The organism is Enterobacter sp. BIGb0383, from assembly GCF_003751845.1.
Taxonomy (GTDB): Bacteria; Pseudomonadota; Gammaproteobacteria; order Enterobacterales; family Enterobacteriaceae; genus BIGb0383.
Window position 1 is genome coordinate 1,511,797 of record NZ_RJKQ01000001.1, and the last position, 24,825, is coordinate 1,536,621.

A 24,825-nucleotide genomic window follows, 5' to 3' on the forward strand; every position below is an offset into this window, starting at 1 on the left:
GCGTATACTCCCCTTATCATTGAACAATCAACCATCAAATAAACACCCGGGATCATCGCGTTCACTCAGGAATCAGCATGTCAGTCACCCGAAAACGCCGTAACACAGGAAAAGTTACTATCGCCGATGTCGCGCAGCTGGCAGGCGTCGGCACCATGACCGTCTCGCGCGCGCTGCGCACGCCCGAACAGGTTTCCGATAAGCTGCGCGAAAAAATCGAAGCGGCGGTTAGCGAGCTGGGCTATATGCCCAATCTGGCCGCCAGCGCGCTGGCTTCCGGCTCCTCGCACACCATTGCGATGGTGGTACCGAGCCTGATGGAGTCCGGCTGCTCTGAGATGTTTGCCGGGCTACAGCAGGTACTGCAGCCTGCGGGCTATCAGATTATGCTGGCCGAGTCCCAGCACAGACTGGAGCAGGAAGAGAAGCTACTGGAAACGTTGCTGGCTTCTAATCTGGCGGCGGCCATTCTGCTGAGCGTGGAGCACAGCGATACGGTGCGAAACTGGCTGAAAAACGCCAATATTCCGGTGCTGGAAATCGGCGCGGCGCAGGCCGATCCGCTGGATATGAATATCGGGATTGATAACGTCGCCGCCATGTTTGAGCTGACGGAAATGCTGATTAAGCGTGGCTATCAGAATATCGGTCTGCTGTGCGCCAGGCAGGAGCAGTGGATTTTCCAGCAGCATCTGCAGGGCTGGTACAAGGCGATGCTGCGCCATCATCTGTCGCCGAACCGGGTGATTAACGCCGCCGCACCGCCCACCTTCTCCACCGGCACCGCCCAGCTTCCTGAGTTTTTACTGGCGTGGCCGGAGCTGGATGCGCTGGTCTGCGTGTCGGATGAGCTGGCCTGCGGCGCGCTGTACGAGTGTCATCGTCGACGTATCAAAGTGCCGGACGACTTAGCCATTGTCGGCTTTGGCGACAGCGACGTCAGCCGCGTGTGTCAACCGCCGTTGACCACCATGGCGGTACCGCACCGGAAAATCGGGATAGAAGCGGGACGCGCCCTGCTGGCACGTCTGAATGAAGGGAGCTGGAGCGACAAAGCGCCGATTGTTTCGACGCTTTGTTTACGGGACAGCTGCTAGCAGAGGGGCTTATTCCGCCTCTTCTGCCTTTGTTTTCGCCTGAGCCGTTTCCTGGCTGGCATTGCGGCTCATCCACAGGGCCAGCGCTTTCAGGGAGTCAGGGGTAAATTCGTCGCAGCGGGCGGTGACCTCTTCCGGCGTCATCCAGCTGACTTCGCTGACCTCTTCTTCCTGCAACGCGAAAGGACCGTGCGACACGCAGCTGAACAGCCCGCCCCAGACGCGGCAGTTGCTGTCTTCGAAATAGAACTGGCCGTGATCGGCAAACGGAACGCCGGCAATACCCAGCTCTTCTTCTGCTTCACGGCGCGCGGACTCGAGCATCTGCTCTTCTGCCTGCACCACGCCACCGGCGGTGGCATCCAGCATGCCCGGCATAAAATCTTTGGTCTCGGTGCGTCGCTGCACCAGAATTTTGCCCATACCATCACTGACAACAATGTAGGTAGCACGATGACGCAGGCACTGAGCGCGCATCTGGGCGCGGCTGGCCTGGCCAATGACCTCATTGTCTTCGTTTACGATATCGACCCATTCTGTGCCTGCCAAATCACTCTGATCCACCATCAGGAAACCTTCTGTTGAGCGCGCTCTTACGGCGCATTTTTGATTGATGCTAACTTACGGATTTATCGACACCTGTGCAATAACCTGCCGATCGTCCAGTGTAATAACGCGCAGGAAATCCTCTTCCAGCATGCCGTAGCTTGCCGGGAACCCGCCTTTCGGGATACTGACCGATCCCGGATTAAAATGATAAATGCCTTCGCGCAGTTCCGCGACCGGGAGATGGGTGTGACCATAAACCAGTACGTCGCCGGAGGACAGCGGCGGCAGATTATCCGCGCCGAACAGATGACCGTGGGTCAGAAACAGGCGCTGGCGTTCGGTCAGCACCTGCTGCCAGGGCGCGGTGATCGGGAAGTGCAGTAGCATCTGGTCGACTTCGCTGTCGCAGTTGCCGCGTACGGCGATAATCCTGTCCGCCACCGTATTCAGGCGCTCAGCGACCTGCGCAGGCGCATAGCCTTCCGGCAGCGCATTGCGCGGCCCGTGGTTAAGGACATCGCCCAGAATCACCAGCCAGGACGCGCCGCTCTCGCCAAACAGCGTCAGAACACGCTCGGTGGCAGGCAGCGAGCCGTGGATATCCGATGCAAACATCAGCTTCATCACGTACTCCTTTAAGTGAGGCGCTTATGATAGCGGATTCAGCCGGTGCGATCAGCCCTTACGCTTTGCCGAGAGTGCGACATAGCGCTGGACCGAGGCGCGCTGCCACTGGAAGGCGGCGTATTCGGCCAGCGCATCCGGGACGGCATCGCCGTTCAGCACCAGGCGGTTAAGCATCAGGGCCAGGTCCGTATCGGCAATGCACCACTCGCCGAACAGGTTCTGTTTGCCCTCTTCCAGCAGGTTCCCGGCGATAGCAAACAGCTTTTCCGCGCTGGCGATACCGGCCTGGTCCAGCGGTGGCTTTTTCACCCCGGCAAAGACGACATCCGTGGAGCGTTGCTCGCGGATCGGCATCAGGTCGCTGCGTATCCAGGCCTGGATCTGGCGCGCACGGGCGCGTTTCTGAGCATCATGCGGATAGATGCGCTCCCACTGCGGCGGGGCAAAGACGTCTTCGAGGTATTCGGTAATGGCTGAGGATTCGCTGAGTTCAAAGTTACCGTGCTGGAGCAGCGGCACGCGACGGGTCAGCGCATAGCCACGCCAGCCCGGCTGTAAATGCTCGCCACCGTCGAGATCGACAGTTTGCAGGCTGAAAGGCAGCGCTTTTTCCTGCAGGGCAACGTACGCGGACATCACATAAGGGGAGAAGTAACTGCTATCGGACCACAGGGTAATTTCCGGCTGGCTCATAACATCCTCGTCAAATGATTAGCTAGTCCTCCAACATATAACGCCCGTGATTCACTGTCACGCGATCGCCACTTGCGTCCGTCGGGAAACGCCTATACTGCTTCTGGTGACAAGCAAAACAACAATACCGGGAGTCAGGATGATTGATCTCTACTATGCCCCTACGCCAAACGGTCACAAAATTACGCTGTTTCTCGAAGAAGCCGGGATCGAGTATCGGCTGATCCGCGTCGATATCAGCAAAGGCGATCAGTTTCGCCCGACCTTTCTGGCGATCTCACCGAACAATAAGATCCCGGCGATTGTCGATCTGAACCCTGACGATGGTGGTCCACCGCTGAGCCTGTTTGAATCGGGCGAGATCCTGCTTTATCTGGCGGAGAAAAGCGGCCTGCTGCTGAGCGGCGAACTGCGCGAGCGGCATATTACGTTGCAGTGGCTGTTCTGGCAGATGGGCGGCTTCGGCCCGATGCTCGGCCAGAACCATCATTTTAACCACTTTGCGCCGCAGAGCGTGCCCTACGCGATCGAACGCTATCAGGTGGAGACTCAGCGTTTGTATAACGTGCTGAATAAGCGGCTGGAGAAATCGCCGTGGCTGGGCGGCGAGCACTACAGTATCGCCGATATTGCCACCTGGCCCTGGGTTAATGCGTACGAGCGCCAGCGGATCGACCTGGCGAGTTACCCGGCGGTGCAGAACTGGTTTGAGCGGATTCGTACGCGTCCGGCGACGGAGCGGGCGATGCGAAAAGCCGAGCAAAATTAACGCGATGCGCCCTGTAAGCCATCGTTAACAGGATGCGCCCTTTGGGCGCATCTCCTTACCGCCTCGTGTATGATAAAAAAAACATAACAACGAGGAAGCCCGCAATGTCCCAGCCCGATGCCATTATCCGCATTAAAAACCTGCGCCTTCGCACCTTTATCGGTATCAAAGAGGAAGAGATCGCCAACCGTCAGGATGTGGTGATTAACGTTGCTATTCACTATCCGGCGGACAAAGCCCGCAGCAGCGCAGACATTAACGACGCGCTGAATTACCGCACCATCACCAAGAACATCATCCATCATATTGAAGAAAATCGTTTTTCACTGCTGGAAAAATTAACGCAGGATGTGCTCAATATCGCACGCGAACATCACTGGGTCACTTATGCTGAAGTGGAGATCGATAAACTTCACGCGCTGCGCTATGCCGACTCGGTGTCGATGATCATGAGCTGGCGGCGCTGAGCGCAACCCGGGAGGTTGCATGAGAGTCCTGATTACCGGCGGTACCGGCCTGATTGGCCAGCATCTTATTCCGCGCCTGCTGGAGCTGCGGCATTCGGTTGTTGTGGTCACGCGTCATCCGCAGAAAGCGCGCGATCGTCTGGACTCCCGAATTGAGATCTGGAACGGTCTGGACGGGCAGCAGAACCTCGACGGTATTGATGCGGTGATTAACCTGGCCGGGGAGCCTATCGCCGATAAGCGCTGGACGGAGCAGCAGAAGCAGCGGCTTTGCAACAGCCGGTGGGGTATCACCCGCAAACTGGTGGCGTTGTTTGCCGCCAGCCAGACGCCGCCGTCGGTGCTGATTTCCGGTTCGGCAACGGGTTATTACGGCGATACGGGCGAGGTGGTGGTGACCGAAGAGGAGCCGCCGCATAACGAGTTTACCCACAAGCTGTGCGCTCAGTGGGAGCAGATCGCCTGCGAAGCCCAGTCGGATCGGACCCGCGTTTGCCTGATGCGGACCGGCGTGGTGCTGGCCCCGAAGGGCGGGATCCTCGGTAAAATGGCGCCGATTTTCCGGCTCGGTCTTGGCGGCCCCGTCGGCGACGGGCGTCAGTATCTGGCGTGGATCCACGTTGACGATATGGTGAACGCGATTTTGTGGCTGCTGGATAACGACCTGCGCGGGCCGTTTAATATGGTGTCGCCTTACCCGGTGCGTAACGAGCAGTTCAGCCACGCGCTGGGCCATACTCTGCATCGCCCGGCCGTTCTGCGCGCGCCTGCGACCGCCGTTCGTTTGCTGATGGGCGAGTCCTCGGTGCTGGTGCTTGGCGGCCAGCGCGCCCTGCCGAAACGGCTGGAAGCCGCCGGGTTTGGCTTTCGCTGGTATGATTTAGAAGAGGCCCTGGAGGATGTGCTGGGCAAGTAGCCCACCTTTTCTGGCAGGGTACGAAGCGGTTTATTTCTTTTCCTTTCGGTGTCAGGCTTGAGGGCTTATACCGAAAGGAGTCCCGATGCCCACAGATACAGCCCCCCGCTTTACCCTTACCCCTTTTCAGCCTTCGGACTGGTCGTTCTTTTTAGAACTGCGTCGCGATCCGGCGATTATGCAGTTTATGGCGGAAATTGCCTCCGAAGAACAAATCCGCATTTTGTTTGATGACCGGCTGGCGGACGCTAACGCTTTTATTATTCGTGATGCGCGCCAGCGGCCCGTGGGCGATATCGGGCTGCAGATTAGCACCGAGAACGCGGAGGAAGCCGACGTGGGATATTCGGTAGCGCCCGCCGCGCAGGGTCAGGGCGTCGCCTCTCAGGCATTGCGGGCGCTGTGCGAGGTGGCATTTAATCAGCGGGGTATTCTGGCGTTAAACGCCTGGGTGCTGGCGGAGAATCACGGCTCGGTCCGGGTGCTGGAAAAGCGTGGCTTTCGTAAAACGCAGGTGCTGGAGAAGGCGTATCTGCTGCGCGGTGAGTATCATGACGACTGGGTGTTTCGGCTGGAACGGCATAACTGGATTGACGTGTAGCGGAGGTTACTCGTTATCGCTGACCACGGTTACGCCACACTTGATGGCAAGTGTTTCATACATGTGCGTTTCCAGACCAGCAGTCCAAAGACAAGTGTCTCCGGCCTTTGCAACGCAGTTTTGATCCTGCCAGAAACGTTTAACGGCGATTGCGTTATTGCCTGGAGGCTTTTTTTTCGCAAGGTTCAGCATGGCAAGCACACGGTGGCGCGCCGCTCCGCGAATATCGGCCGTAATATCCAGATCGATAATCGCCGCACGTGGCGTTGCTGCATCATAGATAACAGCCGCGCGAATGCCTGCCACGTCGAATTCATCAACAATCACAAAGCAGCGATCAATGGCTGACGGGCTATAAGACATTGGCAAAACGGTCATATTAGAATCTCCCATAGTGAATACCTGTGTGCGCTGAATCCCTGCGTTGGCATTGTGCCCAACGCAGGGAACGCAGTCCGATCGTAAAGTCGCAAAAAGCGTCATCCCTGACAGCTCGGCTCGCGCCATCCATGGCGCGAGACGCTTTACTCTTCGGCCTGCGTTCCCTGCTCCCTGACATGGTCAGTCGCGTTAAGTCCAGGCATGGCCGCTCTTAGTGCAGACTCTCAAGGGTAATCGTCCCTTCCCCGGTTTTGAGCCAGCGCGGTGCTTTTACGGTATCGGCAAGGTAATCAACCAGCTCGCAGAGCAGCTCTGCAATAATCGTTTCTGTCTCCGCCGCAAGTGCACCGCCCATCACCAGCCCGGTCAGCACCTGGCAATAGCCCGCCAGGGATATAGCATCCGGCTCAAAGGCAGGAAGTCGAGCGGGAATATCTTCCACGGTCAGGCTCGCTTTTAAATAGTCGGGAATGGGATCGTTCAGCGTCGGCTGGAGCAGCGCGAGGCAGGCAGAGAGCCGGCCACACAGGGCCATTTTCTGCTGTGGGTCATCGCAGTTGGCCATGCCATGCGCAAAGCTTTCGCAGTGATCGGCCAGCTCGGTGAATTCGGTGGCGTGGGTAAAGGGAAGCGTGAATAAAGAGGATGTTTGAGTTCTGGACATCAGGTTATCTCCCGTAACAGGTTATAACTCTGCCACTGGAGAGGCTAATCTCGCGGGTGGCAGAACCGAACGAGGTTAGCCTTACCGGTGTTACAGGAAACCGGCGCGTCTTTCGACGCCCTCGTCCGGTCTGCCATTGAGGTATAACCGGACGCACGACATATATTTGCTATGTCGCCTGTAACGTTGACTGGAGGCTAATCCCGGCACCTGATTTTGCAGGTGCGGGAAGACCATACTGTTCATCCTTACAGACAACAAGGCTTTTTCGCCGTGCTGCCATGCACTTTATCACTTCCCCGAGTCGCCTCGCAAAAAACTGATATGGCTGGGGTTTGTTTCATGTTTTTTACGGTGGGAAGCGGGGTATCAAAGTCTGCTATGAGCGAAAAGTGGAAGTTCATAATTGCTCTTACGGTCGGTAAGGTCTTAACGAACACACTGGTGTATTAGTCCAATGGGGGCTAGCCCAAGATATAATCAGCCCGCTGGAAAATTTCTAAAAATGAGTGCTCCGGTTAAGTGAGATACTTACACTGACAGCCACCGTATATCCCCGATATCAGCCGCTCAGGTCGCTCAGGTAGTGGCTTTTTAACGCCCTCTTCTCACTTCCTCAGACGTACCTCACACTGCGTAACGCCACAACTACAACGTGATATGTCTGCGCATCTCTCAACGCCACACCGACATAATTAAACACTCAAGCGCGCAATGCTATCCCTGCCACACCAGCACCCTTCATGTGTCGGTTTTAATGCAGGTGCAGCCAGACCTCAATCACTTACTGTTAAAGGTAACACTAGTTTTTGTAAATCAGAAAAACGAATGCAATTTTATGCGGTTGAATGCGGTATGTACTTTCGTACTAAAATTCTATTTTCAACAAAGAAAACATGGGTATAATCTCTGGAACCATTTAAATTTTAGCTTGTCAACAGCAGATGAGTTAAGTGGTATAAAAAATGTTATGTATCAGTGCATTACATGGTTAAAAAGGGAAGAAAATGATTAAGCTAATCATTCGATTATTGACTTTAATAGGCTCGATTGCAGCCTTCGTAGCAGCTATATCATTGCATAGTAATAATTTGTATTTTACATCCCTGAGCTTGTTTGTTGGTTTTTTAGGCACCCTCATTAAGACTAAAAAAGAATCAACCATCCAAAACACTGCGACACAAAAGGGTGGTGCTTTTTCACAGAATACTCAAAATAATTATTTCTCCGGTACAAATGGAGACAACAAAAAATGAATAGTATTCAACAACGTGGTGGATTGGGCTCAACAAATATACAGAATAATTTTTTAACATCATCAATCGACATTGTGCGTTCCCCTTCTATCTTCATGAATCTTGTTGAAATAATTGCTTCTATGGACAATTTTCAAGATAGTAGTTTGCAAGATGATTATTCCGCCTATGATATTGAGGGTAAAATAGACTTCAATGACGTTATAAAATACAGAAGTAGAATAGAAGATTTCTATCTATACAATAATATGATTGAAAAGTCATACCAAGCCCTAAATGAAAAGATGCCAGCAGCTAGGGAAAAATCATTAAACAGAATAAACCAATATTATCGTGACTGTATTGGTGATCTCCAAATAGAAAACAAAACTCATCTAAAAAAAATAGAATTTAAAATAGAAAAAGACAAAGCATTCTTACAAATAATAAAAGATAATTCAGATGGGATAATTCGCTGCGTTATTGATCACGTAAAAAAAACATGTATTAATGCTTTGAATTCCGCAGCGGTCTCTATTGAAGAAATTGAAATGCACGCTGAATATATAGTTTTCCACGCTTTCGTGGAATGCAAAGTATTGGAAAAACCATTATGATTATTTCCAATAGCATTAAACCACAAAATACTATTTATTACTTAGGTGCAAAATTGATTCAATGCATTCAGTCTCAACCATCAAAGATATTGGATAGCATAATTTTATTTGAGAAGTTTCAAACAATAGTTCCTTCGAAAGTAAGTTTCGTGCAATATATGTACGCTTTAAACTGGCTTTTCCTTCTCGACCTTTTAGAAATTAATGACAAAGGAGATATTGTCATATGTTTTTGAGCAATCTCATAGTCAGCTCACCACTTTTAGGTGAGATTAGAAACATTACTTTCAAAAAAGGGGTTAACTTAATTGTTGATAAAAGTACACTCACTGATTCAGAAACTGGGAATAGTGTTGGTAAAACGACAGCCCTAAGATCATTAGATTTTTGTTTCGGATGCAAGCAAGAGCTATTCTATACTGATCCAGAGTTTAAAAAAGATAATGAGATTATACGAAGCTTTCTTATAGATAATGAAGTTGAGTTTACACTAACATTATTATCTAAAAATAACTCCCCACTAGTCATTTATAGAAAAGCACTATCGGAACCAAAAGTACTTTGTAAAATAAATAATATTGAATACAAAAACTTAAAAAACTTTTGTCATGATCTAAAAGTTGCTCTTTTTTACAGCTCAGCTGACAAGCCAACTTTAAGACAAATAATGACTCGTGTTGTTCGGGATACGCCCGATAAAATGTCTAACACATTAAAAACGTTATTCAATAAGAGCAATTACTCTGAGTATGAGACGCTTAATTTATTTCTTTTTGGGTTTGAGGATGCCTCATTACTTTCAGAAAAACAAAGTGTCACCAAGAATTTAAAAAAAATTGATACCGAATTTAAATTATTAACAAAATTAAAATCTAAAAATGCATTAGAACAATCTCTTGAAGTGATTAATCGTGAGATTGAAAATAGTGCTAGTAATATTGATAATTATGATTTAGGCGCATCATATGACCAGCAGATGCAAGAGTTGAATGATATTAAGGTTGAAATCTCAACTTTATCATTAGACTTAGCCAGCATGAATATGAGACGTTCTCTTAATGAACAAGCTATTAAGAGTTTACTTGTACAACAAGACAATTCCAATCCTGACGACCTAAAAAAACTGTATAATGAAGCAACAGAACGTGTTGGCGTTCTAAATAAAACTTTCGAGGATGCTTTAAATTTTTATAATCAAATGATCGTCAAGAAAGTTGAGTTTATCGAGTCACAAATGACAAGTTTAGAAAGTGAAATATCTTCCAAAAATAATAAACTAGGTATCTGGCTTAAAAAGGAGTCAGAAATATTAAAAGAACTATCTAAACTTGGTTCTTTAAGTGACCTGCAGTTATTACAAAAAGATATAAACAAACTATACGAAAGCAAAGGTAGTTTTGAAAGCTCATTAAACCAAATCGAAGAATATGAATCAAAGGTTAATGCTCTCACGATTAAGCTCAAAAATATTTCATTTAAAATAGATAAATATATAAGTCAGTTCGATGACAACCTTAAAATCTTCAATAAATACTTTTCAAAATACACTCGCCAACTTTACAATGAAGAATTCATACTCAGTTACGAATATAAATCCGATCTATTTCAATTCACCATTGACCCTATTGGTAATATACAATCACAAGGCAATCTAGGTGATGGAAAGAAAAAAGCTCAGGTTTCCGCTTTTGATCTTGCATATCTTTCACTTCAAGAGGAAATATCATCTAGATTTATACGTTTTGTTGCACATGATGGAATTGAAGCAATACATCAGAACCAAATTAAAACCCTTTTTGATATAGCTGCTACAATTGATGGACAATATATAATAGCGATATTAAAAGACAAACTGGCTAGCATTAATGGCAAAACCATAGCTACAAGCACTATTTTGGAACTAAGTGAAAACGATAAGTTCTTTAAATGCTAGAATTGTCTGCCAAAAAAAACTGGTAGACCCCTCATGTGTACTAACTGAGGTTTGATGTGACAGTTCTCTCGTGCAGCACAAAATCAAATATTACTGTTAGCGCTGGACGAGGAACTGATATCAATGTCTGCTTTAAACATCAATAAATGGTTTCAGTTACAGGTTATGGTAAAAATAATGAAAAGGGAGTTGATATGGCGTCGGAACAAGCTGACATCCTTTCTGCCGATGAAGAGCTAACACATGAGTTAATCTATTCTCAGGCAATCGCTGATGCAATGATTTCCATTACTGCGAAGTTTAGTAGCCAACTGCCGGTTGCTGAAATCGTATTGGGTCATATTTATTATTCAGATTCAGAAGAGGCTAGTAGTAATTGGCGTCTGCCAGAAAAACGTCAATTTATTGACTTCAACTGGAGCCAAGAAAAGTGTAACCAGACCAAGCGCATTGATGTAAGTATTCGATGCCGCGATTTTCTTTGCGGGTTGATGCTTGGGAGGCGTTCTAAAAAACGGCTTTGCATAACCCTTCGCTACCTCGAAGGAAATCCCAATGACCATCCCTTGAAAGGTTTCGTCATGCCGATTGCCCTGATTATTTCAGAGAGCTTCGCTGATGCATATGGTATAAGCCAGGTCAATATAAGTCGGCCAGACAAAGGGCTTATCAATAGATATCAATCGTTTGGCTATTCCCTAAACGCTGCAGACAAAGCTCGAGTTAAGCGGAACAATAATCCCCGGGCTAAGCTGTTGACAAAACTGATCAGATAGTACGCATTGAGCATTTTATGAACTGTTATGATAAAATACTTATGAGAAGAACTTTGGGAGGATCTTATGAGACCAAGTAAGCAAGCGGCAGTTAGACACTTGGGCAAATCGACAACTGCCCATAAACGTGTGCAACAGATGCTCAAAACTGAAATTGTCCGCTCTGATTACCAGGATGTGTTGATATTCGCTGTGCGGTTTAACACTCGCAGATGTCGTAACGACGGACAACTCCTCACTGATAATCTGCTGAAAACAGTAGAGAAAGCATCCAGAGACTATGTTCTTGCTGGCCAGGCGAATAACATATCTCCAAAAGAAATTAAGCGTAAGATCGTTGCCTCAGGCCGCAGGAGCCGTAATAACACTGTATGGACATCTGACTTAGATTTAGAAGAGAAGCATAGTCTGATGGCTGGTGTTCAACGCAGAGTAAAAGCATAAATCGGTGACTTACTCCACATAAACAAACTTAAAACTATGTAAGCAACGTCAGATTCTGGCACTCAGCGGGCATAAAGATGCCGCTCACGCGGCATTGTGTTCTGAATTCAGGTAGCGCATCAGGCGTCTGTATCCGGAGAGGTTACAAACCTGCTTTCATAATGGTATACGGGGATTCGGTGAATCCGCAGCGCTCATAGGCACGAATTGCACGGCTGTTATCCCCATGGACATACGAGCGAAGCTCCAGTGCCTTTTCTGATTTGGCTTCTTCTGTAAGCTACTATGTCTCTTCTACTCACTAACAGGGATTGTGTCCAATGTCAGCACGACATATCAAACCGCTTCTGCTACTCCTGCCATTTCTGGTAGCTGCCTGCGCCAGCGGTAATCAAAAACAGGCTATCCAACCGGAAGTAAACCAGGATGAGATTTCTAAAATCCAGAGCTATGCAGCACAGATACAGCAGGCGGTAACGGCGGAGTTTTCGGACATTAAGTCGTGGCGGGGAAAGGAATGTACTATCCGGGCTTCAATTTTGCAGGATGGAATGCTGATGAAAGCAGTGGCTGAGGATGGCGATCCGGAGTTTTGTGAGGCGGCGCTTGCTGCATTGACGCGTGCGAAACTGCCACCGGCACCGGATGAGAAGACCTGGCTGAAGTTTAAAAATTCTCCTTTCTATTTCGCGCCATAAACCCTCTGGTCTGAAAGCCCCGGATATCCAGTACCCAGGGCTTCTCTTTATTGGGTTCCTCGAACCTACTTCAACGACCCCTTCAAAAACTGCTGCAGCCTGGTACTTTTCGGATTCCCAAATACCTCATCCGGTGTCCCCTCTTCTTCGATTTTCCCCTGATGCAGGAAGATGACGTGGGAAGAGACATGGCGGGCGAAGCCCATTTCGTGGGTTACCACGACCATGGTTTTCCCCTCTTCCGCCAGCTGCTGCATGATGCGCAGGACTTCGCCGACCAGTTCCGGGTCGAGGGCGGAGGTGGGTTCATCGAACAGCAGGACTTCCGGCTCCATGGCTAATGCGCGGGCGATGGAGACGCGCTGTTGCTGGCCGCCGGAGAGGTGGACCGGGTATTTGACCTGGGCGCGTTCGTCGATACCGACTTTTTGCAGGTATTTGATGGCGCGCTCGCGGGCTTCGGCTTTGCTCAGGCCCAGGACCTGGATTGGGGCTTCCATGACGTTTTCCAGCACCGTCATATGGCTCCACAGGTTGAAGTGCTGGAAGACCATGGTCAGGCGGGTGCGCAGCATCCGCAGCTGGTTTTTGTCCGCGACTTTAAGCTGGCCGTCTTTGTCCCGCACCAGGCCGATGTTCTGGCCGTTAACGACCAGAGTGCCTTCGCTCGGCTTTTCGAGGAAGTTGATGCAGCGCAGAAAGGTGCTTTTCCCGGAGCCGGACGAGCCGATGATGCTGATCACATCCCCGGCGTTGGCCTGCAGCGAGACCCCTTTCAACACTTCGTGTTCGCCGTAGTGCTTGTGCAGATCGATAACGTTTAATTTGTTCTCAGACATCGTATTCTCAGTGCGTCGAAGACGGTTTCACATGCTGCAACCAGCGCTTTTCCGCCTTGCGGAACAGGCTAATCAGCACATAAGAGATAATCAGATACAGCACCGCAGCAATACCAAAGGCCGTAAAGGGCTGGTAGGTCGCGGAGTTGATATCGCGGGCAATCTTGAGCAGGTCCGGCACGGTGGCGGTAAAGGCCAGCGCGGTGGAGTGCAGCATCAGGATCACCTCGTTGCTGTAGGCAGGCAGCGCGATGCGCAGCGCCGACGGCAGAATGATGCAGCGGTACAGTTTAAATGAGGAGAACCCGTAGGCCCGCGCGGCTTCAATCTCGCCGTGCGGAACGGAGCGTATCGCCCCGGCAAAGATCTCCGTGGTGTAGGCGCAGGTGTTGAGGGTCAGCGCCAGCACCGTACAGTTCAGCCCGCTACGGAAGAAGGCGTTGAGCAGATCGGTGCCCTTGACGATCTCCAGGGTGTACATCCCGGAGTAGAACACCAGCAGCTGGACGTACAGCGGCGTGCCGCGAAAGACCCAGGTGAACAGCCAGATCGGGAAACGAATAAATTTGTTGCTGGAGACGCGGCCAATGGCGAGGAACACCGCCATGATCCCGCCCATCACCACGGAAGAGATCAGCAGCCACAGGGTGATGGCCACGCCGGTCATGCGGTAGCCGTCGCTCCACAGCAGAGAGCGCCAGTACTCCTGGAGAATATCAATCACAGGTCAGCCCTCTTCACACCCACCGAGTAACGGCGTTCGAGCAGCAGCAGGACGCCGTTGGACACCGTTGTAAAAAAGAGATAAATCACGCCGCAGACGATGGCGAACCAGAAGGGTTCCCAGGTGCTTTTCCCGGCGAGCTGCGTGGCTTTGACCACATCTTCCAGGCCGAGCAGGGACACCAGCGCCGTGGCTTTGAGGATAACCTGCCAGTTGTTGCCGATCCCCGGCAGCGCAAAGCGCATCATCGACGGAAACAGAATGCGGCGGAAGATCTGGCTGGCGGTAAAACCGAAGGCGGTCGCCGCCTCGATATGCCCTTTCGGCACCGCCATAAAGGCGCCGCGGAAGGTTTCGGTAAAGTAGGCCCCGTAGATAAAGCCCAGGGTGATAATACCGGCCACCATCGGGTCGATATCAAACTGCGCGAGGCCGAGCGCATCGGTCACGCTGTTGAGCGCGATTTGCAGGCCGTAAAAGATAAGCAGCATCAGAACCAGGTCTGGCACACCGCGAATCAGCGTGGTGTAGGCTTCAAAAATAATCGCCAGCAGACGATTACCGGAAAGCTTTGCGCCGGCACCCACCAGGCCTATCAGTACTGCCAGTACCACCGAGCTGAGCGCAAGCTCCAGCGTCACGATGGCACCCTGTAAGATGACTCCAGAAAACCCGTACAGCATTCAGCCTGTCCTGTCGTGTGTCGTCGTAAGGCACGGCCCTGCCCGCTCGCGCGGACAGGTGCCGTTACGCGTGGGGATTAGCCACCGTAAACGTCAAAATCAAAATATTTCTTAGCCAGTTTTTCGTAGGTACCGTCGGCGCGCATTTCTGCGAAGGCTTTATTCAGCGCTTCACGCAGCTCGTTGTCCTCTTTGCGCAGGCCCATACCGGTCCCGACGCCAAACAGCTTCTCGTCTTTGATGGACGGGCCACCAAACTCGTAATCTTTGCCAATCGGCTGCTTCAGGAAGCCTTCGCTGGCAGCGACTTCATCCTGGAACGCGGCGTCGATACGGCCTGCGGTCAGGTCAGCGTAGATGTTGTCCTGGCCCTGATAAGAGACGATCTCAATATTTTTCGGTGCCCAGTGGACGTTACCGTAGGTTTCCTGAGTGGTGCCCTGCAGTACGCCGACGCGTTTGCCCGCAAGCTTCGCCACGTCCGGAACGATACCGGAGCCTTTCTTCACCACCAGACGGGAATCCGCTGCATAGAGCTTGTCGGTAAAGGCAATCTCCTGCTGGCGTTTTTCAGTGATCGACAGAGAAGACATGATCACGTCGATTTTCTTCGCTTTCAGAGACGGGATTAGCGCGTCCAGCGGGTTTTCGACGAAGGTACACTGCGTATTAATGCGCTTACACAGCTCTTTTGCCAGATCGATATCAAAACCAACCAGCTCACCCTGTGAATTCTTCGATTCAAACGGGGCATAGGTCGGATCGGTACCGATACGGACTTTTTGTGGGATCGCAGCGAATACGCTGGAAACACTGGACATCGCCAGTACCAGAGAAAGTGATAACACCAACTTTTTCATAATTATCCTCAACCGACGGTCATTCTGACGGGATTTATAAGAAGTATAAGGAGCGGTTATCGTGCCATTATTCAGGCCGGCAACGCAAAAGTTTCTGCCCGCTTCACGGGACTTTTTTTGCATCATAACCGCTTAACTATGCACTCACGCCCCATTATGGTGCACAACAGGCACCATAATGATGCAATCCACGTCAGCGTGCACCGCTCCGAACATCGAAGCGGCACAGCGCGAGTCCGTCGCGGCGGTCTTAATCGCCGTAGACGTTAAAGTTAAAGTACTTCTTCGCCAGCTTGTCGTAAGTGCCATCGGCGCGCAGTTCGGTAAAGGCTTTATCGAACGCGGCTTTCAGCTCGGTGTCGTCCTTACGCAGGCCGATACCGGTGCCGTCACCGAAGTATTTTTTGTCTTTCACCGACGGACCAGCGAAGTCGAAGCCTTTACCGGCAGGCTGCTTCAGGAAGCCTTCGCTGGCGGCGACTTCATCCTGGAACGCGGCATCGAGACGACCGGCGGCGAGATCGGAGTAGATCAGATCCTGGTTAGCGTAGGCCACCACATCGACCCCTTCGCTACGCCAGGTAGCATTGCCGTAAGCTTCCTGGGTGGAGCCCTGCAGGACGCCAACGTGTTTGCCCTTCAGGGAATCAAGGGTCGGCTGAATTGGGGAACCTTTGGCGGCAATCAGGCGGGAATCCGCAGCGTACAGCTTCTCGGAGAAAGCGATCTCCTGCTGGCGTTTCTCGGTGATCGACAGAGAAGAGATAATGGCGTCAATTTTCTTCGCCTTCAGGGACGGGATCAACGCGTCGAAATCGCTGCCTACCCAGGTGCATTTCACGGCCATGCGCTTGCACATTTCATTGCCAAGATCGATATCGAAGCCCACGAACTCCCCTTTCGCATCCTTCGATGAGAACGGCGCATAGGTGGCGTCTGTCCCGATACGTACCGTCTGCGGCAGCGCGGCGTAAACGCTGGCGGCGCTGCTGAGCCCCAGCAGTAAAGAGAGAGCCAGAACCGTCTTCTTCATACAATACCCTCAATGTGGTGATTTTATTATCGATTGCGTTGTGTGTTGCTGTCTGTCCGATGCACGTCCTGTGCCACATTGGCTCCGTCCCGGCGATAGCAGGTTAAATATGTTAATTAAAAGTTATCGCTCTGTATTAACCTGGAAGATAGCAGGTGCCACGAATGAACCGCAGCGCAAAACGCACAATTGAGGGATTAAATGTTGAGGATATGATCGGGGTTACAAAATCGCCCTGAAACAGAGCAAGCGGAGCCGTTATGCACCGATGCGGTGCACAGGGCTATGCGCCCTGCCAGCGGGTAAAGAGATCGTCGGGCAGATCGATAGCAAACTGATCCAGCACCCGGTTTACCGTCTGGTTAATCACGTCGTCGAGGCTTTCAGGGCGATGATAAAACGCCGGGACCGGCGGCATAATTACCGCGCCCAGTTCGGCGGCCTGGGTCATCAGACGCAGATGCCCCAGATGCAGCGGCGTTTCACGCACGCAGAGCACCAGCGGACGACGCTCTTTCAGCACCACGTCGGCCGCGCGGGTCAGGAGGCTGTCCGTATAGCTGTGCACAATCCCGGAGAGGGTTTTAATCGAGCACGGCAGGATCACCATCCCGGCGGTTTTAAAGGAGCCGGACGAGATACTGGCCGCGATATCGCGGGCATCGTGAACCACATCGGCCAGCGCCTGCACGTCGCGCAGGGAGAGATCGGTTTCCAGGGAGAGGGTTTGCCGGGCGGCCTGACTCATCACCAGATGGCTTTCGACGCCTTCCACGCTCTGCAATACCTGCAGTAAACGCACGCCGTAAATCGCGCCACTGGCACCGGAGATGCCCACAATAAGTCGTTTCATGATGATTGCCCTTTCAACTGATGGGCAGACTTTGCCGGATTATCCCGACACTTGCAAGATAAGCGCGCCCCCGGAACCGGAGGCGCGACAGGGGATCAGCCTTCGTTATGCATCTCTAAGCTTTCGAGATCGTTCTGCTGCTGGACGGCTTTCGCATCGTCGTTACGCAGGGAATCGAGGTAGTCGAGATACTGCTGGTCCACGTCTTTGGTGACGTAGATCCCGTTAAAGACTGAGCATTCGAACTGCTGGATTTCCGGGTTCTCGGCGCGTACCGCGTCGATCAGATCGTCGAGGTCCTGGAAAATCAGGCCGTCAGCGCCGATGATCTGGCGGATCTCGTCCACTTCACGCCCGTGCGCGATCAGCTCGTTGGCGGTCGGCATATCGATCCCGTAAACGTTCGGGAAACGAATTTCCGGTGCCGCAGAGACCAGGTAGACTTTCTTCGCCCCCGCTTCACGGGCCATCTCGATAATCTGCTCGGAGGTGGTGCCGCGCACGATGGAGTCATCCACCAGCAGGACGTTTTTATCGCGGAACTCCGCGCGGTTGGCGTTGAGCTTGCGGCGCACCGATTTACGGCGCAGATGCTGGCCCGGCATGATAAAGGTGCGGCCAACGTAGCGGTTCTTCACAAAGCCCTGGCGGTAAGGCTTGTCGAGAATACGGGCGATCTCCAGCGCGATATCGCAAGAGGTTTCCGGGATCGGGATAACCACGTCGATATCCAGGTCTTCCCACTCGCGGGCGATTTTATTCCCCAGCTTGGTGCCCATATTGACGCGGGCACTGTAGACGGAGATTTTGTCGATAAAGGAGTCCGGGCGTGCGAAGTAGACGTATTCGAACAGGCACGGGTTGCTGACCGGGTTCTCGGCGCACAGGCGTGTGAACAGCTGGCCTTTCTCGGTGATATAGACTGCTTCACCCGGAGCCACGTCACGCAGGAACTCAAAGCCCAGCGTATCGAGCGCCACGCTCTCGGAGGCAACCATATATTCGGTACGGCCATCGCCAACGTCGCGTTTACCCAGCACCAGCGGACGGATACCGTTCGGGTCGCGGAAGGCAACCATGCCGTGGCCGATAATCATCGCCACACAGGCGTATGCGCCGCGGATCTGACGGTTGGTTGCGGAAACCGCCGCAAAGATGTTGTCGGCTTCCAGCGGGTAGTGGCGGAAGTTATCCAGCTCGCTGGCAAACACGTTGAGCAGGATTTCGGAATCTGACGTGGTGTTGATATGGCGGCGTTTCTCTTCAAACAGCTTTTTACGCAGCTCGTGGGCATTGGTCAGATTGCCGTTATGGGCAAGCGTAATACCGTACGGAGAGTTGACGTAAAACGGCTGTGCTTCGGAGGCGCTGGAGCTGCCTGCTGTCGGGTAACGTACGTGACCGATACCCATGTTGCCCTGCAGACGCTGCATATGACGAGCTTCAAAAATGTCATTCACCAGCCCGTTCGCTTTACGCAGACGGAAGCAGTTTTTTGCATCGATGGTGATGATACCCGCTGCATCCTGCCCACGGTGCTGTAGCACCATTAACGCGTCATAAATAGACTGGTTTACCGGCATAACACCGGCGATCCCGACAATACCGCACATTGGTCTTTTCCTCGTTCAGCCATACCCCAGGGCTTATGTCCTGGGTAAGAAACTCGACGAGCTTTGCAGATATTCAAAGAACCATCTGATGATAAAACTGAACTGTGGGATAAGCTGCGACTTCTGCCAGTCTTCACCTTTCGAGACGCCGGTAAAGGTATCGAGAAAGAACAGAATGGCGGCGACGATCAGCGCACCGCGTAGCGCACCGAAGCAGATCCCCAACACCCTGTCGGTACCCGACAGGCCGGTTTTCTCCACCAGCGCACCGATCACGTAGTTCACGATGGCGCCGACGATAAGCGTCGCGATAAACAGTATCGCGATAGCAATCCCATTTCGTACCAGTTCGTCTTCAAAGCCCGTGAACCAGACGGACAGGTAAGTGTAGTAGTGACTGGCAACAAAGAAGGCACAGCCCCATGTTACCAGCGACAACGCTTCACGAACAAAGCCGCGGATAAGGCTAACCAGACAGGAAAAACCTATTACCGCAATGATGGCGTAATCAATCCAGACCATATATGTCCCACGATTTCACGCCCTGTCATCCAGTTCGGGGCGAATTCTAACAGAAAAAGAAAACGTTTGCGTAGGGATTTCCTTTCCCGACTGTAAATAAAAATGGCGCTGAAAAAACATTCAACGCCATTAAGCTGATAGCCCGCAGCGGGCGCATTTACCGGGGTTTATCCCCTGTTAGTTTGGGGTATACCCCATCACTACGCCGCTTAATCCGGACAGCTGTTTCAGCTCATCCAGCGATCCTTTTAACTTGTCTCGCGACGCGTCCGGACCGACCAGGATGCGGGTGATTTTACCCTGTACCGGCGTCGATGGCGATGTATAAACCCGATAACCCGCGCCGCGCAGTTTTGAGACTATCTCATTGACCTTATCGGCATTTTTCAGTGCGCCAAGCTGAACAACGTACGCTTTGCCGCTCGGGGCAGGCGCAGGCTCTTCTGCCGCTGGCGGGACCGGCGTTTCGTTGACGACGGTACGCTGCGGTTCCGGTTTCGGTTCAGGCTTCGGCTGCGGTTTTTCGACCGGCTTCGGCTTAGGCTGTTCAACAACCGGCGCAGGCGACGGCGCGCCGTTCTCCTCCGCAGAGTTGTTGGCCGCTATCCGCGAGGCATTCAGCGACGGCGCCGCCGCATTGCCCGCCTGAACCTCTTCTCCCGCGCCTTCCGGCGGCTGAGCCGGTAAGGCCTGGGTTACCGCCGGTAACATGTCCGGCTCGTCGCGATCACCCGGCTTCGGCACCAGCGGGATCGCCGCGAATTCGTCCTTATAATGCTTTTTCTGGCCATCGAGCAGCCCTGGCAGCACGATCACCCCCAGCGCCACCAGCACAATTGTTCCGACTAAGCGATTCTGAAATTTACTCGCCACCGCTACTCCCCGCGTCCATTACGTCCATGACGTGTGCCACGGTGTGGAAAGAGCCACACACCAGCACGGTATCTTCCGGCTTCGCCTCCGCCAGCGCGGCGCGCCATGCGCTCGCGACATCCGGATACACGCCCGCGTCCGGCAGAAACGCCTGCAGCTCTTCTGCCGTTGCGCCGCGTGGGCCTTCCAGCGGCGCACAGAACCAGCTGTTCACCTGCGGTTTGAGGTGCGCCAGGGTTCCGCCGATATCCTTATCATGCAGCATACCAATGACCGCCAGTACGCGCCCGGTTTTTGGCAACGTTTTCAGACGCCCTGCGAGATATTCCGCGGCGTGGGGATTATGCGCCACGTCGAGGATCGTCCGCGGTGCATCGCTGACAATCTGGAAACGTCCAGGCAGCATCGCGCTGGCGATACCTTCGCGTATTGCCGTCTCGCTCACCTCAAGGCCGCTGGCGCGTATTGCCGCCAGCGCAGTGGCCGCATTCGGCTGCGGTACCTGCGGCAGCGGCAGGCCGTTAAGCTCACCTGCGGCATCGCTGAAGCGCCAGCCGTTATCGCTCACGTCATAGTGCCAGTCGGCACCGCGACGCTGCAACAGCGCGCCTTTCTCGCGTGCGACGGCGGCGATGCTTTCCGGCATATCCGGCTCGCCGACAATGGCCGGTTTTCCGCCACGGAAAATACCCGCTTTTTCGCGGCCGATGCTTTCGCGATCCGGTCCCAGCCAGTCCGTATGATCCAGCGCGATACTGGTGACGACGGCGACGTCGGCATCCACCATATTGGTGGCGTCCAGACGCCCGCCAAGACCGACTTCCAGGATCACCACGTCAAGTCTCGCCTGCTTAAACAGCCACAGGCCGGAGAGCGTGCCGTATTCAAAGTAGCTCAGAGAGATATCACCGCGCACGGCTTCGATTTCGGCAAAGGCCGCGGTGTGGTCGGCTTCGGTCAGCTCCTGGCCCTGCACGCGTACGCGCTCCGTATAACGCACCAGGTGCGGCGAGCTGTAGACACCCACGCGATAGCCTGCGGCCATCAGCATGGCTTCCAGCGTACGGCAGGTGGTGCCTTTGCCGTTGGTACCGGCAACGGTAAAGACAAAGGGAGCCGGTTTCAGAACCGCCAGACGTGCAGCAACCTGGCTGACGCGCTCAAGCCCCAGATCGATGGTTTTACCGTGCAGGTTTTCCAGATAGAAAAGCCACGAGGCCAGGGGCGACGTGGCGTGAGGAATCGATTCTTTTTCCATGATGCCCGTACATTTTTTAAGAGAGTAAAAGCAAAAGGGCAGCGCCGTCTGGCCCTGCCCTTTGCATTATCAGGCCCCTGGTTCCTGATCCGGTACCGGCGGTACCACCACGTTTTCGCGGGCTTCATCCGGGTTGGGTGCCGGAAGGTTCATCAGCTTCGCCAGAACGCTGGCCAGCTTCAGACGCAGGTCCGGACGGCGGACGATCATATCGATAGCGCCCTTTTCAATCAGGAATTCACTGCGCTGGAAGCCCGGCGGCAGTTTTTCACGTACGGTCTGCTCGATAACACGCGGGCCGGCAAAGCCGATCAGCGCCTTCGGCTCGGCGATGTTGAGGTCGCCCAGCATTGCAAAGCTTGCGGAAACGCCGCCCATGGTCGGGTCGGTCAGCACGGAGATATACGGCAGACCGCGCTCCTGCATTTTCGCCAGCGCTGCGGAGGTTTTAGCCATCTGCATCAGCGACATCAGCGCTTCCTGCATACGGGCACCGCCGGATGCGGAGAAGCAGATCAGCGGGCAGTTGTCTTCGAGCGCCTGCTCGACCGCACGCACAAAGCGCGCGCCAACAACGGAACCCATTGAGCCACCCATAAAGGAGAACTCAAAGGCCGCAGCCACAACCGGCATCTCGTGCAGCGTGCCTTTCATGACAACCAGCGCGTCTTTTTCACCGGTCTCTTTCTGGGCCGACGCCAGACGGTCTTTGTATTTCTTGGAGTCGCGGAACTTCAGCAAGTCTTTTGGCTCAAGCTCGCTGCCCAGCTCTACCAGTGAACCTTCATCCAGCAGAGTATGCAGGCGATTACGCGCCGTCATACGCATGTGGTGGTCGCACTTAGGGCAAACCTCCAGGTTACGCTCAAGCTCAGCGCGATACAGTACCTGACCGCAGCTGTCGCATTTTGTCCACACACCTTCAGGAATGCTTGCCTTGCGGGTGGGTGCTATATTGCTTTTAATTCGTTCAATCCAGCTCATCGAGGGCTCTCTGGTCTAAAAAACTCTACTTTACAACAACTAGGATAACTATTAGCTTATATATTAGGCTACAATATACAACAGCATGCAATTTTTCGCTATCTATAGTCAATAATGTCGCGCACATTTCGAACGATAACGCATAAGGGTGCATACTTTTATCCTAACGTGAATTCTGTTATAAATCCACGCCAGGATGGGAGGATTAACGCCTCTGCGAAGCCTGGTGGGCTATATTTTAAACAGAGTCAACATGAAAAGTAATGAAACTCGATGACAATATTTATCAAACGAATATTACAAAAAAAAATAATAAGTATAAAAGGCATTCACGTAGATATACTTACCATTGCATTCACTCTTTATGTACTTAGTCAGACGCTTATTGAATGGCGAGCCGATCTGTTTCTTGCGGATAAAAAGCATTATTTGACAGCCTTTATATGGTTATCATCGCCCGTTATTTTTCTCTACTTGCTGCTTCGTGTGATAAGAATACCAGCTCTGTTATGTAGTTACATTACATTGAGCCTGATAGTTGCTTTTAACTTCATTAACGGTACAAAAACAGCCCTGACCGGTGAACCCTTATCTTTTAATGATATTATTTCAGGTTTGAACCTGACGATTGCAGGACGTTATCTCAATTACTGGTCGATCACATCCGCAGTGCTTATTATTTTGGGCGGTACAATATTAGCTTACGTCAGTAAAAATATCACCACCAGTAGATTACACCAGCTGTTTTTATTACTGTTGCTTATTGCTATTAGCCCTTTCGCATTTACACCCTATTTTCTTCTACTTCCCGGGGATACTAAATTCAATGCGAAATTTCAAGCACTGTCTACAAAATACAATATCGTCTATGCCTCATGGAATTGGCCAGGCAATGCGCAGGCTAACGGACTGCCAATGCATCTCATTCAGACGAGTTTAAGAAAATCTGTGCCTTCAGCTACAGATGCCGGGCGTGCCCTTTATGCAACTGAAAAAGACAGAAATCCGGCACCGATAACGGGTCATAAAACAATTATTTATATACTCTGTGAATCCTGTTGGTATGATAAAAATAATTTTTCTGAAAAGTTCGAACCTCTGTTCCGTATGGGCTACTCTGCCCTGAGAGCAACATCGCCTGTCTACGGCGGAGGCACCCCGAATGCCGAGTTTGAAATGCTCACGGGCTTGCCCAGTAACGCCGATAAATTATCAGGGATTATCTATCAGGAATATGCTGGATTAATAAAACCTGATGCGGAAACTTTAGCCAGCGCATTAAAACAAAAAGGATTTATAACCTACGCTGCGCATAATTACATTAAAAACTTTTGGCACCGGGATGTAGTTTATAAGAAATTTGGTTTTGATGTTTTTCATGGCCTTTCTGAAATGGGCGATCTCCCCCCGGAATATGCTTCCAGAAAGCAGTCCTGGCAATGGCAACCTGATGATTATCTCTTATACCGAAACGCTATCAATGCCATCAAGCTCGCCGATGGAAAGAAAATATTCCTCAATCTGATTACCATGTCCACCCATGGCCCCTTCCCGCACATGAATGACTATGGTGAAGGTGTATATGGTCATGAACTAAATGAATCCATTGAAAGAATAACCGAATTTTCAAAAGAGGTAGAAAAATTAGATCCTGACGCGGTGATCGTTATCTATGGTGATCATAAGCCCTCGCTGAATACCTATTTCTATAAAAATAAAATACTGCCCGCAGAGATGTTTTCAAAGACCGGTGATCGTGATGAGGATTTCTTGTTAAAAAACGGAGCTACGCCAAAAGATTATGGCGATGTTCCGGTACTGATAAAATCCCGGGATCGTGAGAGTATCGCACAGCTCACAGCAGCGGCGAATAATAAACCATTCTTTTGTCTGTCATCCCTGATTGACAAATATTTCATCGCCTCAGGATTACCTGCATTTACCTATAACGCAAATGTTGTTTGCGATTTACAAAATCAATATAGCTATCAGCAATTAATACATATGCCTCCAGCCTGGCTGTATGCTATGGCGTTATTTGAAGATTAAAAATTTTTTATCAGATCCCTTCCACCAGGATTGCTGTGGTTTTGTCGAGGGCTTAATCCTGGCGGGT

General features: G+C 51.7%; 29 protein-coding genes. 13 read left to right on the forward strand and 16 right to left on the reverse strand.

The annotated features are described in order from the left end of the window. The first annotated feature begins 77 nt into the window (after positions 1-77). Positions 78-1,097 carry a LacI family DNA-binding transcriptional regulator gene (locus EDF81_RS07135; protein WP_123347384.1) on the forward strand — a complete coding sequence of 340 codons (1,020 nt, stop codon included), beginning with the start codon at positions 78-80 and terminating at the stop codon, positions 1,095-1,097. A 9-nt stretch (positions 1,098-1,106) separates the two neighbouring features. On the opposite strand, the gene yfcD is transcribed toward EDF81_RS07135, so the two are convergent. The 3 genes from yfcD to yfcF are packed head-to-tail and all read right to left on the reverse strand — an operon-like array spanning position 1,107 to position 2,966. Next, the gene (yfcD, locus tag EDF81_RS07140) at positions 1,107-1,664 is read right to left on the reverse strand and encodes an NUDIX hydrolase YfcD (RefSeq protein ID WP_123347385.1); all 558 of its coding nucleotides are present in this window, start codon (positions 1,662-1,664) and stop codon (positions 1,107-1,109) included. Positions 1,665-1,718: 54 nt separating this feature from the next. Continuing rightward, the gene (gene yfcE, locus EDF81_RS07145) at positions 1,719-2,270 is read right to left on the reverse strand and encodes a phosphodiesterase (RefSeq protein ID WP_123347386.1); all 552 of its coding nucleotides are present in this window, start codon (positions 2,268-2,270) and stop codon (positions 1,719-1,721) included. 51 nt (positions 2,271-2,321) lie between these two features. Next, on the reverse strand, positions 2,322-2,966 hold the full coding sequence (yfcF, locus tag EDF81_RS07150) for a glutathione transferase (RefSeq protein WP_123347387.1): 645 nt from the start codon (positions 2,964-2,966) through the stop codon (positions 2,322-2,324). Positions 2,967-3,105: 139 nt separating this feature from the next. Between yfcF and yfcG the strand changes: the two genes are divergently transcribed. The 4 genes from yfcG (at position 3,106) to EDF81_RS07170 (ending at position 5,719) form a co-directional block, all read left to right on the forward strand. After that, entirely contained in the window at positions 3,106-3,735 is a 630-nt protein-coding gene (yfcG, locus tag EDF81_RS07155) for a GSH-dependent disulfide bond oxidoreductase (protein ID WP_123347388.1), read from the forward strand. A gap of 104 nt (positions 3,736-3,839) precedes the next feature. Then, on the forward strand, positions 3,840-4,202 hold the full coding sequence (folX, locus tag EDF81_RS07160) for a dihydroneopterin triphosphate 2'-epimerase (RefSeq protein ID WP_123347389.1): 363 nt from the start codon (positions 3,840-3,842) through the stop codon (positions 4,200-4,202). A gap of 19 nt (positions 4,203-4,221) precedes the next feature. Beyond that, positions 4,222-5,118 carry a TIGR01777 family oxidoreductase gene (locus EDF81_RS07165; protein WP_123347390.1) on the forward strand — a complete coding sequence of 299 codons (897 nt, stop codon included), beginning with the start codon at positions 4,222-4,224 and terminating at the stop codon, positions 5,116-5,118. 85 nt (positions 5,119-5,203) lie between these two features. Further along, positions 5,204-5,719, forward strand: coding sequence for a GNAT family N-acetyltransferase (locus tag EDF81_RS07170; protein ID WP_123347391.1), 516 nt, complete (start codon positions 5,204-5,206; stop codon positions 5,717-5,719). 6 nt (positions 5,720-5,725) lie between these two features. Here EDF81_RS07170 and EDF81_RS07175 read toward each other — a convergent pair whose 3' ends face one another. Further along, positions 5,726-6,112, reverse strand: coding sequence for a hypothetical protein (locus EDF81_RS07175; protein ID WP_123347392.1), 387 nt, complete (start codon positions 6,110-6,112; stop codon positions 5,726-5,728). Between the two features lie 199 nt (positions 6,113-6,311). Then, positions 6,312-6,764: a hypothetical protein gene (locus tag EDF81_RS07180; RefSeq protein ID WP_123347393.1), complete on the reverse strand. Its 453-nt coding sequence runs from the start codon at positions 6,762-6,764 to the stop codon at positions 6,312-6,314. Positions 6,765-7,771: 1,007 nt separating this feature from the next. Between EDF81_RS07180 and EDF81_RS07185 the strand changes: the two genes are divergently transcribed. The 7 genes from EDF81_RS07185 (at position 7,772) to tolA (ending at position 12,467) form a co-directional block, all read left to right on the forward strand. Beyond that, on the forward strand, positions 7,772-8,020 hold the full coding sequence (locus EDF81_RS07185) for a hypothetical protein (protein ID WP_123347394.1): 249 nt from the start codon (positions 7,772-7,774) through the stop codon (positions 8,018-8,020). Then, entirely contained in the window at positions 8,017-8,616 is a 600-nt protein-coding gene (locus tag EDF81_RS07190) for an ABC-three component system protein (RefSeq protein ID WP_123347395.1), read from the forward strand. The genes EDF81_RS07185 and EDF81_RS07190 overlap by 4 nt, the downstream gene beginning before the upstream one ends. Further along, positions 8,613-8,852, forward strand: a complete 240-nt coding sequence (locus EDF81_RS24350) for an ABC-three component system middle component 6 (RefSeq protein WP_103184578.1) — start codon at positions 8,613-8,615, stop codon at positions 8,850-8,852. Before EDF81_RS07190 ends, EDF81_RS24350 begins: the two co-directional genes overlap by 4 nt. Beyond that, positions 8,843-10,549 (forward strand): DUF2326 domain-containing protein, encoded by a 1,707-nt coding sequence (locus tag EDF81_RS07200; RefSeq protein ID WP_123347396.1) that lies wholly within the window; start codon positions 8,843-8,845, stop codon positions 10,547-10,549. Before EDF81_RS24350 ends, EDF81_RS07200 begins: the two co-directional genes overlap by 10 nt. A gap of 318 nt (positions 10,550-10,867) precedes the next feature. Continuing rightward, positions 10,868-11,008, forward strand: coding sequence for a flagellar biosynthetic protein FliO (locus EDF81_RS24355; protein WP_404851453.1), 141 nt, complete (start codon positions 10,868-10,870; stop codon positions 11,006-11,008). 383 nt (positions 11,009-11,391) lie between these two features. Beyond that, positions 11,392-11,769 (forward strand): hypothetical protein, encoded by a 378-nt coding sequence (locus EDF81_RS07210; RefSeq protein ID WP_123347398.1) that lies wholly within the window; start codon positions 11,392-11,394, stop codon positions 11,767-11,769. Between the two features lie 320 nt (positions 11,770-12,089). Next, a complete protein-coding gene (tolA, locus tag EDF81_RS07220) occupies positions 12,090-12,467 on the forward strand; it encodes a cell envelope integrity protein TolA (protein ID WP_123347399.1) in 378 nt (125 codons plus the stop codon). A 65-nt stretch (positions 12,468-12,532) separates the two neighbouring features. Here tolA and hisP read toward each other — a convergent pair whose 3' ends face one another. The 11 genes from hisP to accD form a co-directional block, all read right to left on the reverse strand. After that, positions 12,533-13,306 carry a histidine ABC transporter ATP-binding protein HisP gene (gene hisP, locus EDF81_RS07225; protein ID WP_123347400.1) on the reverse strand — a complete coding sequence of 258 codons (774 nt, stop codon included), beginning with the start codon at positions 13,304-13,306 and terminating at the stop codon, positions 12,533-12,535. Positions 13,307-13,313: 7 nt separating this feature from the next. Next, positions 13,314-14,030: an ABC transporter permease gene (locus EDF81_RS07230; protein ID WP_123347401.1), complete on the reverse strand. Its 717-nt coding sequence runs from the start codon at positions 14,028-14,030 to the stop codon at positions 13,314-13,316. After that, a complete protein-coding gene (locus EDF81_RS07235) occupies positions 14,027-14,713 on the reverse strand; it encodes a histidine ABC transporter permease HisQ (protein ID WP_123347402.1) in 687 nt (228 codons plus the stop codon). Before EDF81_RS07235 ends, EDF81_RS07230 begins: the two co-directional genes overlap by 4 nt. A gap of 77 nt (positions 14,714-14,790) precedes the next feature. Then, complete coding sequence (gene hisJ / locus EDF81_RS07240; RefSeq protein WP_123347403.1) at positions 14,791-15,573, reverse strand: histidine ABC transporter substrate-binding protein HisJ; 783 nt, start codon at positions 15,571-15,573, stop codon at positions 14,791-14,793. A gap of 250 nt (positions 15,574-15,823) precedes the next feature. Next, entirely contained in the window at positions 15,824-16,606 is a 783-nt protein-coding gene (gene argT, locus EDF81_RS07245) for a lysine/arginine/ornithine ABC transporter substrate-binding protein ArgT (RefSeq protein ID WP_123347404.1), read from the reverse strand. A 283-nt stretch (positions 16,607-16,889) separates the two neighbouring features. Then, positions 16,890-17,459 (reverse strand): UbiX family flavin prenyltransferase, encoded by a 570-nt coding sequence (locus EDF81_RS07250; RefSeq protein ID WP_123347405.1) that lies wholly within the window; start codon positions 17,457-17,459, stop codon positions 16,890-16,892. A 95-nt stretch (positions 17,460-17,554) separates the two neighbouring features. After that, positions 17,555-19,072 carry an amidophosphoribosyltransferase gene (gene purF, locus EDF81_RS07255; RefSeq protein WP_123347406.1) on the reverse strand — a complete coding sequence of 506 codons (1,518 nt, stop codon included), beginning with the start codon at positions 19,070-19,072 and terminating at the stop codon, positions 17,555-17,557. Between the two features lie 33 nt (positions 19,073-19,105). After that, complete coding sequence (gene cvpA, locus EDF81_RS07260) at positions 19,106-19,594, reverse strand: colicin V production protein (RefSeq protein ID WP_123347407.1); 489 nt, start codon at positions 19,592-19,594, stop codon at positions 19,106-19,108. Between the two features lie 177 nt (positions 19,595-19,771). Next, positions 19,772-20,467 carry a cell division protein DedD gene (dedD, locus tag EDF81_RS07265; RefSeq protein ID WP_123347408.1) on the reverse strand — a complete coding sequence of 232 codons (696 nt, stop codon included), beginning with the start codon at positions 20,465-20,467 and terminating at the stop codon, positions 19,772-19,774. Continuing rightward, the gene (folC, locus tag EDF81_RS07270; protein ID WP_123347409.1) at positions 20,457-21,725 is read right to left on the reverse strand and encodes a bifunctional tetrahydrofolate synthase/dihydrofolate synthase; all 1,269 of its coding nucleotides are present in this window, start codon (positions 21,723-21,725) and stop codon (positions 20,457-20,459) included. The genes dedD and folC overlap by 11 nt, the downstream gene beginning before the upstream one ends. Before the next feature lie 69 nt (positions 21,726-21,794). After that, the gene (gene accD / locus EDF81_RS07275; protein ID WP_123347410.1) at positions 21,795-22,709 is read right to left on the reverse strand and encodes an acetyl-CoA carboxylase, carboxyltransferase subunit beta; all 915 of its coding nucleotides are present in this window, start codon (positions 22,707-22,709) and stop codon (positions 21,795-21,797) included. A gap of 273 nt (positions 22,710-22,982) precedes the next feature. On the opposite strand from accD, the gene EDF81_RS07280 reads away from it, so the two are divergent. Further along, entirely contained in the window at positions 22,983-24,758 is a 1,776-nt protein-coding gene (locus tag EDF81_RS07280) for an LTA synthase family protein (protein ID WP_123347411.1), read from the forward strand. The last annotated feature ends 67 nt before the right edge of the window (positions 24,759-24,825 follow it).